At 62.0% G+C, this 14,536-nt stretch carries 11 protein-coding genes; 2 read left to right on the forward strand and 9 right to left on the reverse strand.

Annotation, left to right across the window (positions count from 1 at the left end):
• A partial coding sequence (locus tag D0550_RS00595; RefSeq protein ID WP_206606028.1) for an ATP-binding protein occupies nt 1–676 on the reverse strand: 676 nt, incomplete at its 3' end.
• Nucleotides 677–892: 216 nt separating this feature from the next.
• Entirely contained in the window at nt 893–1,123 is a 231-nt protein-coding gene (locus tag D0550_RS00600; RefSeq protein WP_116807158.1) for a hypothetical protein, read from the reverse strand.
• Nucleotides 1,124–1,323: 200 nt separating this feature from the next.
• On the opposite strand from D0550_RS00600, the gene D0550_RS00605 reads away from it, so the two are divergent.
• Nucleotides 1,324–2,292: a nucleotide-binding protein gene (locus D0550_RS00605; RefSeq protein ID WP_116807159.1), complete on the forward strand. Its 969-nt coding sequence runs from the start codon at nt 1,324–1,326 to the stop codon at nt 2,290–2,292.
• A gap of 21 nt (nt 2,293–2,313) precedes the next feature.
• Here D0550_RS00605 and D0550_RS00610 read toward each other — a convergent pair whose 3' ends face one another.
• From D0550_RS00610 to D0550_RS00640, 7 genes are all read right to left on the reverse strand, one after another.
• The gene (locus D0550_RS00610; protein ID WP_116807160.1) at nt 2,314–2,580 is read right to left on the reverse strand and encodes a hypothetical protein; all 267 of its coding nucleotides are present in this window, start codon (nt 2,578–2,580) and stop codon (nt 2,314–2,316) included.
• Nucleotides 2,581–2,847: 267 nt separating this feature from the next.
• Nucleotides 2,848–3,549, reverse strand: coding sequence for a DUF6901 family protein (locus D0550_RS00615; protein WP_116807161.1), 702 nt, complete (start codon nt 3,547–3,549; stop codon nt 2,848–2,850).
• Nucleotides 3,546–4,964, reverse strand: a complete 1,419-nt coding sequence (ppnN, locus tag D0550_RS00620; protein ID WP_116807162.1) for a nucleotide 5'-monophosphate nucleosidase PpnN — start codon at nt 4,962–4,964, stop codon at nt 3,546–3,548. Before ppnN ends, D0550_RS00615 begins: the two co-directional genes overlap by 4 nt.
• 13 nt (nt 4,965–4,977) lie before the next feature.
• On the reverse strand, nt 4,978–5,448 hold the full coding sequence (locus D0550_RS00625) for a L,D-transpeptidase family protein (protein ID WP_206606008.1): 471 nt from the start codon (nt 5,446–5,448) through the stop codon (nt 4,978–4,980).
• 232 nt (nt 5,449–5,680) lie between these two features.
• Nucleotides 5,681–6,064, reverse strand: coding sequence for a hypothetical protein (locus D0550_RS00630; RefSeq protein ID WP_116807164.1), 384 nt, complete (start codon nt 6,062–6,064; stop codon nt 5,681–5,683).
• A complete protein-coding gene (locus D0550_RS00635; protein WP_161965565.1) occupies nt 6,061–8,244 on the reverse strand; it encodes a LysM peptidoglycan-binding domain-containing protein in 2,184 nt (727 codons plus the stop codon). Before D0550_RS00635 ends, D0550_RS00630 begins: the two co-directional genes overlap by 4 nt.
• A 254-nt stretch (nt 8,245–8,498) precedes the next feature.
• Entirely contained in the window at nt 8,499–11,615 is a 3,117-nt protein-coding gene (locus D0550_RS00640; RefSeq protein ID WP_206606009.1) for a TonB-dependent receptor, read from the reverse strand.
• Between the two features lie 517 nt (nt 11,616–12,132).
• On the opposite strand from D0550_RS00640, the gene D0550_RS00645 reads away from it, so the two are divergent.
• Complete coding sequence (locus tag D0550_RS00645; protein ID WP_116807166.1) at nt 12,133–14,526, forward strand: glycoside hydrolase family 3 N-terminal domain-containing protein; 2,394 nt, start codon at nt 12,133–12,135, stop codon at nt 14,524–14,526.
• Nucleotides 14,527–14,536: the final 10 nt, after the last annotated feature.

Here is a 14,536-nt window from a genome sequence, read left to right on the forward strand (position 1 = left end):
GGCTCGGAGATGTGTATAAGAGNCAGGGCGCAGGCTTCGGCATGCGCACCGGGAACGCGATGTGGTCGGAATACTTCCGCACCAGGGAACGAATGCGATATTGATCGGCGAACTCGTGATCGCCTTCTTTCAAATGCAGCACGATGCGCGTGCCGCGCTCGGGCAGCTCCACATCCGAGACAGTGAATTCACCGTCCGCGGCCGACGTCCAATGCACGCCAGCACCCGCTTCGAGACCGGCACGGCGCGAGAACACTTCGACTTTGTCGGCGACGATGAACGAGGAGTAGAAGCCCACGCCGAACTGACCGATCAGCTGTGCATCCTTCTTCTGATCGCCGGTGAGCTTGGCGAGGAAGTCGGAGGTGCCGGACTTGGCAATGGTACCCAGGTGCTCGATGGCTTCCTGACGGCTCATGCCGATGCCGTTGTCGACGATGGTGACGGTATGCGCCTTGTCATCCGCGTCGATGGTGATGGTGAGCTCAGCGCCCCCTTCCAGCAGCTCGGGCCTGGCAAGCGCCTCGAAACGCAGCTTGTCGAGCGCGTCGGACGCGTTGGAGATCAACTCGCGGAGAAAGATTTCCTTGTGGCTGTACAGCGAATGGATCATCAGCTTCAGCAGCTGCTTCACCTCGGCCTGAAACCCCAGCGTCTGGGTCTGGGTCTCGTGCATGCCCGTGTCGTTCATTTAATGCTCTCCATAAGTTCGCGTCGCGCAGTCGGCCCGCCAGATGGCACAGTTAGCCGGAATGCGGTGAGACCGGTCCGGGAGTCCGAAACCAGCCATGATATTTGACGCGTGGGCTAATGGGGACCCGCGAGGAGCTTTCAAGAGCCGGGGTCCGAGCATTCTCCCCGATATATTTTTCGGGGAGTCGCTTAGCGGGAATCAGTCGTCGTTGGCCAGCGCCGCGCGGCGGCGGCGCCAATAGTCATACAGCGAAGCGGACAGCATCAGGCCAATCGCGGCGAGCGTGGCCTGGGGCGCCAGCACCAGCGCGAATCCAGTGAGCGCGAACAAGGCGAAAGCCAGCAGGAAACCGAGAATGTTCGCGGCCTTGTGGCGGGCGGCACACAGGGCATCGTCAAGGTTGTCCCACCACAGCAGCAGGAATTCCATAGGGGTCCTCAAAGTTGATGGCGACGACTCTAGCGGCGACCAATTGGGGTCGGTGTGAGCCGACTCACAGCAACGGCAGGCATGGCCGGTGATGATCGTCACAACTCTGAGCTTGCGGCGTCGCGAAACGCTGCGTAGGCTGATTCACGACAGAAACTGACTCTATTTGGCAGGCAACTGTCAGGGCAGCGTCGGCGAGCATGCAAAAGATCGTCGTATTGAATCCCAAAGGCGGCTCCGGCAAGACCACGATAGCGACCAATCTGGCCAGCTATTTCGCGGTCGAGAAACTGCGCCCGACGCTCATGGACATGGACGCCCAGGGCTCGAGCACGCATTGGCTCAGCAAGCGCAGTCAGGAGCAACCGCTGATCCACGGCATTGCCGCGTACGAACGTAATACAGGAATGACCCGCAGTTTCGCCACCCGTCTGCCGCTGGATACACAGCGCCTGGTGGTGGATACGCCCGCCGCGGTCGAGCCTCAGAAACTTCCCGACATCACCCGCAATGCCACTGCGGTGCTGGTGCCGGTGCTGCCGTCGGACATCGACATTCACGCCGCGGCTAAATGCATATCCAATCTGCTGCTGATTGCCAAGCTTCGTCGCGACGAACAGCGCATCGCCGTGATCGCCAACCGCGTGAAGAAGCAGACGCTGGTCTACAAGTCGCTGATGAAGTTTCTGGAGAACCTGCAGATTCCAGTCATCGCGACGTTGCGTGACTCGCAGGCTTACATCCGCTCGGCGGAAACCGGCTACGGTGTGTTCGAAATGAAGCCGAATGGAGTGCGCGAAGATCTGGAGCAATGGTTGCCGCTGGTTGGCTGGCTCGCGCAACGCAAGCCACTGCCCATCGAGCCGGGCACCCCGGCCATTACTTCGGCGCTGACTTCGGCACCGAAGACCGCGACTACCTCGCTCGAATCGATCGTGCCGCCGACGCCACCTGCAAAGCCCGTGTTGGCTCAGGCGCTCGCCGCTATACCCGCTGCCCCGAAGCCCGTCGCTGAATCTTCGACGCCGCCGCAGTTGAGCCCGGCTGCGGTCACGAATGCCCTTGCCAGTCCGGCCAGCGCGCTGACTCCTCGGGGCTCCAGCGGCGCGACAAAAATCGAGCGCTCCGAATCGTTGCTGCCGTCACTGCTTCGCCGCGTGTTCGGCTGAAGCAGTCTTTCAAGAGCGCCGTTACTTGCCGCTCTTCGTATCCTTGTCCCAGCTGCTCTTCACCTTGTCGGTCCAGCTCTTGTAGTTGGACCAGGTGTGCAGCGAGCGCGTGATGGCAGCGTGACGCGAGTTGCTCGCCGGCGGCGAGCGATCGAGCCAGTTGGCTCGCTGCGGCTCACGCGGCGCGCTCGTGCCAGCGCGAACGATGGCACCTGAGTTCTCGCCCACCCAAGCGCGATGCCGGCCGGTGGCGGTCATCTCATCGATCTTCGGTTCGGTCGTGGTCATGTGTGATCTCCTGTTGCGAGCCAACTTACGGAGCGCACACCACACGCAAGAGGAACTACATCACAGCCATCGAGTGACGTCTCCAGACTGCGACAGCCATCGCAAGGGAGGCGCTACTGACACTAGTGTCACGTCACAAAGCGCGGCTGATTTAACCGGCCGTTATTCATTATTGGAGTGATCGCGCCACGTCGCGCGCAAAACACATCGATGCACACGCGCGTTCATCTGCGCGAGTGGCAAATGCGTCGACACCTAAAGAATGTTTTATTTCGCGGCGAGCAATGCAGCAAAGGCTGGCTTGATCTCATCGAGGATGTCGTGGATCGCTGCCGGCACGAGGCTGCTGAAGACGTCGAGCAGCACCACTGCGTTCACGATCGCATCCTGCCGGCTCGCAGCGCGCAAACGCGTCGCCATGCCGCGATTCACCGAATGCACACCTCGATACACGCGCTCGAGATCGTCGAGCGCCAGATCCGCCGAGCCACCTTCGCGCGCCGAGTAGTGCTGAGCAAGCAAGTACATCGACGCGACTCGATACGCCGTCTCCGATTCGCTCGAGAACGGCAGATGAAACCGCGCCATCGGGCGAAACACCGCAGTGCGCGGGCATCCGCTCGACGCCATGATCAAGCCTATCAGCGAAGCGAGTGCCTGCTGTGCGGCCAGCGTTGCGACCACCTGGCGCTCTTCGCTCTCCACCGTCACTTTCACCTTGTCGTAGGACACGATGTCGGTGAAGCCATCGATCACGCCGGACAGCTGCAAGGCGGCCGGACAATGCGGCGTCTCGGCGGCGTTGAACGGACAACCGGTGCATTGATTGAAGCTGAGCGCGGTCCATGCCGGCGGCTCGGCGACGGCCGGTGGCGACAGCTCCGCTGTGTCGCGATCCAGCTCCAGCTCGAACACTCGTTCCTGGGAATCCGGCAAAGTGAATCGATAGGTGAGCGCAACCTTGCTCATGCGACCAGCCGATAGCAGGGCTTGTATTCGCCCGCCAGCTTCATGCGTCTCTGCCGCACGAAGGCCGACAACAGCTCGTCGAGCAACGTCATCACTTCCTTGTCACCGTGCAGCTCGAAGGGACCGCGCGCCTCGATGGCGTGAATGCCGTTTTCCTTCACGTTGCCCGCGACAATGCCAGAGAAGGCGCGGCGAAGATTGGCGGCCATCACATGCGCAGGCAGATCCCGACGCAGCTCGAGGCGCGCCATGGCCTCGTGCGTCGGCTCGAAGGGCCGCTGGAACTCGTCGGGGATCTTCAGCAGCCAGTTGTAGTTGTACGCATCGCTCTTGGCGCGCCGATATTCGCGCACGGCTTCGATGCCCTTGAGCGCTTCACGCGCCGCCTGCGGCGGATCGCCGATGATGATCTTGTAGCGGCTGCGCGCGGCCTCGCCGAGCGTCGCGCCGATGAAGCGATCGATCTGACCGAAATATTCAGCAGACGACGGCGGTCCGGTGAAGATCACTGGCAGCGGCTGCTCGGCATTGGCCGGATCGAGCAGGATGCCGAGCAGATACAGAATCTCCTCGGCCGTGCCGGCACCGCCTGGGAACACGATGATGGCGTGCGCGCAGCGAACGAACGCTTCGAGACGCTTCTCGATGTCCGGCATGATGACCAGCTGATTGACGATTGGGTTCGGCGGCTCCGCGGCGATGATGCCCGGCTCGGTCATGCCGATATATCGGCCCTCGCGAATGCGCTGCTTGGAATGGCCGATGGTGGCGCCCTTCATCGGGCCCTTCATTGCGCCCGGACCGCAGCCCGTGCAAACGCTCAGCGCGCGCAGACCGAGCTCGTAGCCGACCCGCTTGGTGTAGTCGTACTCCACCGAGCTGATGGAATGACCGCCCCAGCACACCACCAGGTCGGGCCGGCCCTTGTAGTCGAGAATCCGCGCGTTGCGCAGGATGTGATAGACCGCGTTGGTGACGCTGGCCGAGTCGTTCAGATCGAAGCGCTGGCTGCCGAGAATGGCATCGTGGATGTAGACGATGTCGCGCAGCACCGCGAACAGATGCTCCTTGATGCCGCGGATCATCGAGCCGTCGACGAACGCGCTCGCCGGCGCATTCTTCACTTCGAGCTTGATGCCCCAGGCCTGGCGGCCGAGCTTGATCTCGAAGTCCTTGTAGCGATCGAAGATGGCGCGCACGTCGTCGGACTCGAGGCCCGAGGTGAGCACCGCCAGCGCGCAGCGGCGGAACAGATCGTAAACGCCGCCCTGCCCCGAGCTGAGCAGCTGTTGCACTTCACGCTGCGAAAGGTTTTCCAGGCTGCCCAGCGGCGAGACTCTGGCATCGACCACTCCTTCGGGTTCGGCCTGGGTTATCGAGGCCGAGGCGCGTCCGTCATTGGACGGCGCCTTCATCTTGAGCTCTCTTTCACGGCAGGATCTCTATGGGCGTGTCGGGTGGCGTCATCAACCAGATTTCCACCATGTCCGAATTGGACACAGCGATGCAGCCCTCGGTCCAGTCGACATTCGAGTAGTAGTCGCGGGACTTTTTCGGAGTGTTCGGCTGACCATGGATCATGATCGCGCCGCCTGGACGCAGGCCCTGGGCGCGGGCGCGCTTCACGTCCTTGTCGTTCGGATAGTCGACCAGGATGGACAGAAAATATTCGCTGTTTGGGTTCCGACGCGTCAGGCGATAAACGCCTTCGGGCGTGCGGAAGTCGCCCTCGAACTGCTTATGACCTTCCGGCCGCAGCCCCAGCGCGATCTTGAACGTGCGTAACGCAGCGCCGTTACTCATGAGGTACAACTTGCGCTCTGCTTTGTGTACCAGAATCTTGTCCGCCAGCGGCAGTGCCGCTTCGACGCTGGAGGAAACCAGGGCCGAGGACTGCAATGGCGTTTCCGCCCGCAGCGGGGCGGCGGAGAAAAGAACCAACGAAGCGGTGACTAGGGCAGCAATGTTTCGCGGCATAGGTGTATGCGATGGTCAACGCTGACGGAGTATAGCGTGGCTGGGACTTATGTCGGCTCGCGAACCGGACGATTGAGCCTGTAGGGCATCTTCCATGTGCATCTTGGCGACACGGCGGGGAAAAACCGTGATTTGGATCACCAAGTGCGCCGCTTCAGTTTTGGGATTCCAGCGTCACGCCGGTGCATTCGCGCAGCGCCGGGCCGGTCTGCGCCCGCAGCCGGTATTTGCGGCCGCCAAATACCTCCACTTCCAATGCATGGCGGGAAACGGCCTTGGTCTCGGCAATCCGGCAGTCGACCAGCAAATTGTGCGTGCCTTCCAGCACCTCGACGGTGGTCTGAGTCATACCGATGTCGCGACCATCGACTTGCCGCAAGATCACGGTGACCGGCGAGCCGGCGGTCACCACCGGATCGCCAGTGATGCGCGCCACTTCGTCCCGATCGCGTTTCGGTCCGTCATACAGCTGCGCGCTCATGCAACCGCTGACCAGGATCGCGGTGCTGGCAAGCAGCGTTGCTTGGAATGATTTCAAACCGACGGCTCCGACACACCTGTAGCTTCGACCAGCGGAATCACCAAACGTGCCCCAGGCTGCAGCGCGCCCAGGTCGAGATCCGGGTTGTACTGGCGCAGCAGCCAGATCGGAATGTTGTAGCGCTGCTGAGCCAGCACCCACACCGACTCGCCGCGCTTGATCACGTGCTCGCTGGTGCCCTGGATGCGGAATTGCGTGAAGAACGCTTCCTGCAGAGCACGATGGTATTCCGTGCGGCGCGCTTCGAACTGGTCGGGCGTGACCTTGGAGAAGTCCAGCTTCACCTTGCGGCCGATCACCACCGGCGTCGCCGTTGAGAGGCGGTTCAGCTGTCGCAGCTGGCTGGAGCGCACGTCCAGCCACTCGGCGTAGTGACCGAGCGTTTCGGCGGCCTGCACGATGATGGTGTTGCTGCCCTTGACGCTGTAGTCGGCGGGATCGGCCGATGCAGCCGTCTGCGTGCCGGGCACCAGCGCCGGTCCGATTTCCTCGGCTTCACGCTCCGACTCCGGCTCGACCGCTTCAGCTTCGGCAGGCGGTGCGGCGACCGCAGCGATCGTCTCCACCGGCACTTCCGCTTCGACCGGCGGCTTGGCGCGCGCCGACGCCGCCAATGCCAGCACCTGACCTTCGTAGATGAACTGGCGATTGCGGATGTTGTTCATCTCCATCAGCTGGTCTTCAGTCAGACCATGATTCTTGGCGATTTTGCCGAGCGTGTCGCCACGACGGACCACATAGCGCTCGCTGCCAACCACACCGGTCGGCGGCGTCGGCCTGGCGGCCGGCAATACCGGCGGCGGCGTTTCTTTCTGCGTCTGCGCGACCCTGGCCGCCGGACGAGTGCCCTTCGAGGGCAGTTCGAGCACCTGACCGACGCGCAGGCGGAAGGGATGATTCAGATCGTTCAGGTCCGCCAGCTGCTGCTGGCTCACGCCATAACGGCCGGCGATGACCGACAGAGTTTCGCCGCTTTCCACACGGTGCTGCGAGTCGGCGAGCAGCACTTCAACCGACTCGGCGGGGCCGGAGTTCAGTTTGGCCATCACGCTCGACAGATCGATATGCGAGGGCACGCGGAACTCATAACCCTTGGGCACACTCCGCCCACCCTTCCACACGGTGTTCAGCAACGCCGGATTCAGGCGCCGCAGCTCTTCTCGATCCACATCGAGGGTGGTCGCGATACGACTGGCCGGAACCGGCTGCGGCAGCTTCAACACCAGGCTGTTGTCCGCAGCATTGCGCCGCACGCCAGGAAAGAACTTCTCCGGATTCTGGTCGATTTCCAACGCGGCCAGGAACGCGAGATAGAAGTTGCGCGAAGCAAAGCCGAATGAACGGCTGTTGTACTTGCGCACGATGGTAGTGATGTCGCTGGTGCCGAGTTGCTCCTGAGCGCGCTTCATGCCGCCAGGACCATGGTTATAGGCGGTCAGCGCCAGCGGCCAGCTGCCGAGCACGATGTAGTTCTGCTCGAGGAAGCGCGCCGCCGCCTCGGTGGAACGGTACGGATCGAGACGCTCGTCGACCACGGCGTCGATGCGCAGAAAACGACGGCCCGTGGCGCGCATGAACTGCCACATGCCGGCGGCACCGACCTTGGAATATGCGTATGTGTTGAACGAAGACTCGACGTGTGGCAGCGACGCCAGCTCGCGCGGCAAGCCCATCTTCCCGAACGTATCGGCGATGTGATCGTGCCACGCGCCGGAACGCACCAGGCCTTCGCGGAAGCGGTCGGCCTGACCCAGCTGGAAACGCACCGCTTCGGAGGCCTGCTCGAAACGTGAACGACGCGTGTTTTTCGGCCACAGCGCCTGAACGCGCTGTTCTTCTGCGCTCAAATCCTCGGCACCGCTCGCGAGGCGCTCCAGGATGCGCGAATACTTCTTCTTGGCGTCCTCGATGCGATTGGAGCGTGTCTTGGGAGCAATATCCGAGGGGAACCGCAGCACTTCATAAACGACCCGCAGGTCTTCGGGATCGTGCAGCAGACCGCCTTCGGTCGTGACCTCAGTGTAGATGCGGCGCCAGAACGCGATGTCGGGCTCCAACTCCGCCGGTCGCACAAAGTGCTCGCTCTGGTTGGCGCTGGCACGCGCGGGCAGAGCCACCGCCATCGCGAGCGATGCGAGCAACAACAGCAGGGTGAGGCGATACGGGGTCGTCTTCATGAAGGAGCGCGTGAACGGGAGAGTCGAGGCGAGCAAGACTATGTAAAACCTTGGCGCTTGCACAGCGGTGCAGTTCGCAAATTGCGACAGGTACTGAGTTAAGACATTCCCTGATATTTCGCCGAGCATCGCAGCCCGGTTTTAAGGGTGGCGCAAATAAAAAGACGGCAGGAGAGTTGCGTCTCCTGCCGTCAAGGTCGCCGGCGAGTGCACCACCGGGGGTAAACGACAGCTCCCCCGCCGGCGTCTGTGGATCAGAATCGGCCGCGTAAGCCCACGATCACCGTGCGGCCGGCTTCATACTGAGTGAACGTTGCGTTCGGGAACTGGAAGTACTGGCGCTGCTTCTCGTCGAACAAATTGATCACGTCGACCGTGAGCTGCGGAATGAACTCCGACCAGCCGAACATCGTCGAGAAGTCGAAGCTCGACGAGAAGTCCCACTGCTCGTAGTCATCGTTGAAGAGCGCGGCGGCACCGATGCCGTTCTGGTTCAGGCCCGATGCCTGCGAGCCTTGCGCGAAGGTCGTCGACAAACGTGCGCTGATGCCATTCTTCTCGTAGTAGACCGTCGCGTTGTAGGTTTCCGGCGCGACGCCGACTGCTATGGCCGGCACCTGGCCTTCGCCCTTCTGATCGACGATGGTGTAATTGGCCGTGAAGCCGAGACCCTCGACGCCAAGCGGCGCCAGCAGGAAGTCGAGTGGCTGCACCCAGTTGAACTCGAGACCGTTCACCGTGAGGCGACCGTTCGCGTTCACTTGCTGGTTCAACACCACCGTGGCCGCATCCGGTCCGCCGCGAGAATTGATGGCCTCCTGCTGAGTCGCAGTGAGACTATCGAAAGTCACGCCGTAAATCGCCAGCTCGCGGAACGGCACGGTGCGAGAGCCAAGCACCGTGAAGCCGTTGATACCTTTCCGGAAGGCGGTCGCGCCGACGTAACCTTCCCGGCCAGTGTAGATTTCGATGCCGAGATCGATGTTGTCGGAAAGGAACGGCTTCAGATCGGGATTGCCGACCGAACCGACGTCCGCGGACGGGGTGCTGAATCCCAAGCCCGGCAGCATGTCATTCGGATTCGCGCGCGTCATGGATCGCGAGGCCGCTGCGCGCAGCACGATGTTGTCGGTTGCGTTGAAAGCGACGTTTGCCGACGGCAACCAGTTCTCGTACTTACGCTCGGTCTCGACGAAGTTCACGATGTTCGGATAGCGCGAGCCGTCCGGAATCAATGTGCCGTCAGGCAGAGAGTTGCGAGGATCGCTGATCGACACGCGGCCACCGACCGTTTGTTCGGTGCTGACCCAGCGCACGCCCACGTTGTAGCGCAGCCGCTGCTCGCCGATGTCCATGGCGCCGTTGACCTCGGTGTAGAAGCCGGTGGACTGTTCGCGAATCAAGCCGCCGTTCGCGCCCGTGTTGGACGAACTGGCTTCCGGCGCGGCCGCGCGAAACGCCGCGTACTGCGAGTCACGCGCAAACCGATTCCAGTCGGCTGTGATGAAGCCGGGGCCCGGCCGCAGATAGCTAGCCAGCGACGCTTGCGGAATCAAGGAGCCTTGATACATCAATGGCGGCAAGCCCGCCGACCCGCCCGTGCCGAAGCCCGGGTAGTTCGGATAGCCCGCGGGCGACGCGCCCGGCGCAACCGCACCCAGACAGGCCGGCTGAGTGTTCGGCGTCTCCAAATAAACATTCGGGTTGTTGCCGCACACCGCGTTCTGCCAGGCCTGGCTGTTGTCGCGCGCACGAATCCGACGCTCCACGTCGTCGTATGCGCCACCGACGCTGACACTGAGGTCGCTGTCACCAAACGTCAGGCTGGCACGCGTACCTTTGGTCTCGGTCTCGCGATACTCGTCCTGCATGTTGACGCGCCCGCCCGCCCAACCGAAGTTCGCGGGATTGTTCAGATCGAGGCTGCTCTGGATGGTGGGGATACCACCGTTGTTGGTGTAGTTCACCGTCATGCCGGAATTGGCCGGCGTGCTGACCAGGAAGGTCGGCGACTCGCGGTGGAATTCGCTATGCGTGTAATTGGCCTGCCAGTCCAGGCTCAGCTTGTCGGTGAGCTGCCAGCTGAAGCCCGGATTCGCGCCGTAGAACTCCGTATCTTCGATGAACGGCCGGTACTCGAGGAACGCCTGCGCATTCGCAAAAGTGGCGCTGGTCACCACGCAGCCCTGCGCGCAGTTGTCCCGATCCACCTGCATGTTGATCGGAATCATGGCGCCGTTGCGCCCGACCAGGTTCATGTCGATGCGCTCCAGGTCGTTCTCTTTCTTGCCGTACATCGTGTCGAGGTAGGCATGGAAGTTGTCCGTCGGCCGGAATTCGAAAGCGGCAATGGCGTTGTAACGATCGCGATTGCCTTCGATGATGGCCGGGCGGCCCAGGCGCGGAATGATGGCATTGTCGATCTGTTGCAGCGTCAAGCCCGGGTTGAGCGCCAGCAGCAGATCCTGGTTGATGACCGCACCGGGCGTCAGCCCATTGCCCGCATTGCTGGGAACCACGCCCGGAATCGTGAAGTTGCCGCCGCCCGTGCTGTTACACGACGTGCCGGCACGACACTGGGCCGTCGCCTGGGTGACACCGGTAGTGGTATTGGGAACGGTGAGATTCGGATTGGTCCAGCCGATCGTTTCGAAACCGGTGGTCTTCACCTTGTTATGAACGCCGGACACGCCGACCAGCGCGCCGAAGCTGCCCCAGGTATTGCTGGCGACGATGGAGCCGCGGCCACCCATCGAATCGGCATTGCTGTTATCCATGCCCTGAATCGAATAGGCGATGTGCCCGCCTTCGTTATCGAAAGGGCGTGCGCTGCGCATGTTCACCGTACCGGCTGCACCGCCTTCCAGCATGGCTGCGTTGGGCGTCTTGCTCACAGTCAGTTGTGAGAACAATTCAGTTGGAAACAAATCCAGATCGACTTCGCGGTTGGTGCTCTGGGCATCGGTGCGGCCGGTGGATGCCACCGCGACCGGCGCGCCATTCAACAGCACACGGGTGAAGTTGGTGCCAAGACCGCGGATCGCGATGTTCAGGCCTTCGCCGGAAGTTTCGCGGTTGATGGTGATGCCGGGAATGCGGTTGAACGATTCGGCGATGTTGGAATCGGGAAACTTGCCGATATCCTCGGCAAAGATCGCATCGACGAAGCCGACCGCGTCGCGCTTGGCGCCGGTGGAACTCTCCAGGCTCTGGCGAAAGCCGGTGACGACCACTTCCTCCAGTGCATTTTCGTTGGCCGCCGCCACCTGCTGAGCCTGCGCAAGCTGCGCGTGGCCCAGTACGGCAGCGATGCAAATGGTCAGAGCTTTACTGCGGGCGGCGCGCCCCGCGTCCAGTTTGTGAGTACTCACTATCCCCTCCGGTCACGAACGTTATGACTCGCGTTGACATCGGCATCGGCAATGCGCCGGACGGCGCAGACATGGCATAGGGAGGGATTCCGCTGCTTGGGCGGCTGTGAACAACAAAGAGCCGAAGCATGAGCATCGTTCTCTCTCCCCTGACAATTCGATCTTTATCTTGGCCAGCTGCGATCACAGCGCTTGCAGCGCCGCGCTCTCAGCGTTGGCGATTTGATGATAGCGCTCACAATTCGAGAATTGCAACCATCCGCGCCGAGCGCTTGGTCACAAATCGATCAGGCCCGCTGCCGAGCCGGTTGTCGCGCCGGCGCCATCGAAAAAAATCCCCTAAAAATCTGCTCGCCGGCGAATGATGTCAGCACGCCACAGGGAGGCGGCGGGCCGGGACGGAAGGAATTCGCAGCTGTGATTGACCCCGACGGGCGGCCTGAGTTAATGATACCGGTATCACTCGACCAACACGGCGGGCGCTTTGGACGTCCGTCTGCCAACCCTGGGGGGATCCATGGTGAGAGCTCGCAGCCTGGCCACGGCCGGCCGGCGGACGCGTAGTCCGGGCGCAAAACTAGGCGTCTTGATCGCCTCGATGTTGCTCGCCGCAGGAGCGTCGGCGCAGTCTCGCAACGATCGTCCCCTCTATAAAGACCCGGCGGCTCCAGTCGAACAGCGCGTGCAGGATCTGCTCTCGCGCATGACTCTGGAAGAAAAGATTGCGCAGATCACCGCGGTCTGGACCAAAAAAAACGAGTTGCTGGACGCTAAAGGGAATTTCGTTCCCAACGCCGCGCAGCGGTTATATCCGGCGGGCATCGGTCATTTCACACGCCCGAGCGATCGTCAGGAGGCCGGCAGTCCGCTGCAGACGCCATTTCGAAACGAACGCGAAACCGTCGAACTGATCAACGCCATCCAGCGGCATGCGACCCGCAGTACGCGCTTGGGCATTCCGGTTTTGTTTCATGAAGAGGGGTTGCACGGTCATCAGGCGCTCGGCGCCACCCACTTCCCGCAAGCGATCGCTCTCGCCAGCAGCTGGGATCCGCAATTGCTGGAGCGAATCTTTACCGTCGTCGCCCGTGAAATTCGTGCTCGCGGCGCGCATCTGGTACTCGCCCCCGTCGTCGACGTCGCGCGCGATCCCCGCTGGGGACGCTTCGAAGAAACCTATGGTGAAGATCCCTTTCTCGTGAGCACCATGGGCGTAGCAGCGGTGCGCGGATTCCAAGGCACGACCCTGCCGCTGCCCAAGGATCGAGTGTTCGCGACCCTCAAGCACATGACGGGTCACGGCCAGCCGGAGAGCGGCACCAATGTCGGCCCAGCCAATATTTCCGAGCGCATCCTGCGTGAAGTGTTTTTCCCGCCGTTCCAGGCCGCGGTCGCCGCCAACGCCCAGGCGGTGATGCCTTCATACAATGAGATCGACGGCGTGCCCTCGCACAACAATCGCTGGCTGCTGCAAGACATTCTGCGCGGCGAAATGGGCTTCAAAGGCGCGATCGTCAGCGACTACTTCGCCATCAAGGAGCTCATCGACGTTCATCACCTCACCACCGAGCCACTCGACGCTGCGGTCTACGCGTTGAAAACTGGCGTCTCTTCCGATCTGCCGAACGGCGATAGCTATGCGCTGCTGCCACGAGCCCTGGCCGCTGGACGCATTCAACAGGCGGACATCGACAGAGCGGTTGGCGACATGCTGCGCCTCAAATTTCTCGCCGGCCTGTTCGAGCAGCCATATGCGGACGCCAAGTACGCCGAGAAGATTACTGGCAACGCCGAAGCACGTGCACTGGCGCTTGAAGCTGCCCGCAAGTCCGTCGTGTTGCTGAAGAACGATGGTGCGTTGCCGCTGCGTGCGGATGGATTGAAAACGTTGGCAGTCATCGGACCGAACGCCGCTCGCGTCGAGCTCGGTGGTTATTCGAACGTTCCCAAACAGGTCGTCACATTGCTCGACGGCATCAAGACCAAGGTCGGACAACGCGTCAACGTCGTCTCCGCCGAGGGCGTGCGTCTCACCGAGTCGGGCGATTGGTACACGGACGAGGTCGTCCGCCCCAAGCGCGAAGACAATCTCGAGCGCATCAAGGAAGCCGTGAGCGTTGCGCAAAGCGCCGATGCCATCGTGCTCGCGATCGGCGGCAGCAGTGCTTTGCATCGCGAGGCTTGGGCCAAGAACCATCTCGGCGACAGTCTCACGATCGGCCTGACGGGCGAGCAGAACGAGCTTGCCCAGGCGATGTTTGCTCTGGGCAAACCGGTCGTCGTCGTGTTGCTCAACGGTCAGCCGCTGTCGATTCCACAGGTCATCGAGCAAGCCAACGGCGTGCTCGAAGGCTGGTATCCCGGCCAGGAAGGCGGCACCGCCCTCGCCGACGTGTTGTTCGGCGATGCGAACCCGGGCGGCAAGCTGCCAGTCACGGTGGCTCGCGACATTGGACAGTTGCCCTTTTTCTACAACCAGAAGCCGAGTGCGCATCGCGGCTATCACTTCGATTCCAAGGAGCCGCTGTTCCCGTTCGGCTTCGGCCTGTCCTACACGAAGTTCGAGCTCGGCGAGCCAAAGCTGTCGAGTGCCCGTATCAGTGCCAATGACAACGTGAAGGTGTCGGTGGACGTTCGTAACGTCGGATCGATGCAAGGCGATGAAGTCGTGCAGCTGTACGTGCGCGACGTTGCCAGCTCGATCACGCGTCCAGTGAAAGAGCTCAAAGCGTTCCGCCGCGTCTCGCTGCAGCCGGGCGCATCGACCACCGTGGAATTTACCTTGGCCAAGGAGGCTTTCGCGTTCTGGAACCAGGAGATGAAGTACATGATCGAGCCCGGCGAATTCAGCATCATGACCGGTCCCAATTCGGTCGATCTCAAATCCGCGACTCTGACCATCGGCGACTGATCGACAATGG

The sequence above is a fragment of the Steroidobacter cummioxidans genome, assembly GCF_003104955.1.

What these genes read in the sequence shown, in the direction of transcription:
- D0550_RS00600 (WP_116807158.1), bottom strand. Translation starts at nt 1,123, where the DNA reads ATGGAATTCCTGCTGCTGTGGTGGGACAACCTTGACGATGCCCTGTGT.
- D0550_RS00605 (WP_116807159.1), top strand. Translation starts at nt 1,324, where the DNA reads ATGCAAAAGATCGTCGTATTGAATCCCAAAGGCGGCTCCGGCAAGACC.
- D0550_RS00610 (WP_116807160.1), bottom strand. Translation starts at nt 2,580, where the DNA reads ATGACCACGACCGAACCGAAGATCGATGAGATGACCGCCACCGGCCGG.
- D0550_RS00615 (WP_116807161.1), bottom strand. Translation starts at nt 3,549, where the DNA reads ATGAGCAAGGTTGCGCTCACCTATCGATTCACTTTGCCGGATTCCCAG.
- ppnN (WP_116807162.1), bottom strand. Translation starts at nt 4,964, where the DNA reads ATGAAGGCGCCGTCCAATGACGGACGCGCCTCGGCCTCGATAACCCAG.
- D0550_RS00635 (WP_161965565.1), bottom strand. Translation starts at nt 8,244, where the DNA reads ATGAAGACGACCCCGTATCGCCTCACCCTGCTGTTGTTGCTCGCATCG.
- D0550_RS00645 (WP_116807166.1), top strand. Translation starts at nt 12,133, where the DNA reads ATGGTGAGAGCTCGCAGCCTGGCCACGGCCGGCCGGCGGACGCGTAGT.